Annotated in this window: 1 protein-coding gene; it reads left to right on the top strand. The window is 45.0% G+C overall.

The genetic code is table 11. The features are described 5' to 3' along the window. A partial coding sequence (locus FN960_RS23725) for a hypothetical protein (RefSeq protein WP_221936840.1) occupies positions 1-222 on the top strand: 222 nt, incomplete at its 5' end. Between the last annotated feature and the right edge of the window lie 107 nt (positions 223-329).

Consider the following 329-nt stretch of genomic DNA (forward strand, 5'->3'; position numbering starts at 1 on the left):
CTTTATGGTGGTGAATTATTGCCAAACTCCCATAAAAGCGCCGATGTCAGATTAGACGATGGCACGCTGTTGCAGGTCAAAACCAGAGTCAATAAAACCCAGTTAGGCGGAATTCGCTCCTGGGATTTCGATTACCTGATGGGTATTCAGCTTAATGACGATGACGAAGTCATGTTGGCAGTTCGTGTCCCTGTAGATGTTTGTCGCCAAATTGCCGGATAAGCCAGCCATGATAACAAATTTGTGATCCATCTTAATGGCGTGCTTCTTAAAACGCCTGGCGTAGAAAACGTCACTGAAGAGTTTCAGTCAGTGTAATCCCTAAGTGT

It is taken from the genome of Alkalicoccobacillus porphyridii (assembly GCF_007293315.1).
Taxonomy (GTDB): Bacteria; Bacillota; Bacilli; order Bacillales; family Bacillaceae_D; genus Alkalicoccobacillus; species Alkalicoccobacillus porphyridii.